This is a genomic window from Paraburkholderia sp. SIMBA_030 (genome assembly GCF_046535245.1).
GTDB lineage: Bacteria > Pseudomonadota > Gammaproteobacteria > Burkholderiales > Burkholderiaceae > Paraburkholderia.
This window is the reverse complement of record NZ_JAWRXB010001025.1, coordinates 1-256: the sequence shown is the minus strand read 5'-3', so window position 1 is coordinate 256 and position 256 is coordinate 1. Positions and strand designations below refer to the sequence as shown.

At 68.0% G+C, this 256-nt stretch carries 1 pseudogene; it reads left to right on the top strand.

Annotated features, from left to right (window positions below):
* Positions 1–256: pseudogene (locus SB772_RS43130) on the top strand (NAD-dependent dihydropyrimidine dehydrogenase subunit PreA); the annotation flags it as partial.

Below are 256 nucleotides of genomic sequence, written 5' to 3'. Positions count from 1 at the left end.
CCGCACGGGATGAGCGAGCGCGGGATGGGCGCGGCCGTCGGGCAGGTGCCGGAATACGTCGAGATGGTCACGCGCTGGGTCAAGGAAGGCACGAAGCTGCCGTGCCTCGTGAAGCTCACGCCGAACATCAGCGACATCCGGATGGGCTCGCGCGCCGCCTACAAGGGCGGCGCGGACGGCGTGTCGCTGATCAACACGATCAATTCGATCGTCGCGGTGGACCTCGACCAGATGGCGCCGATGCCGACCGTCGACG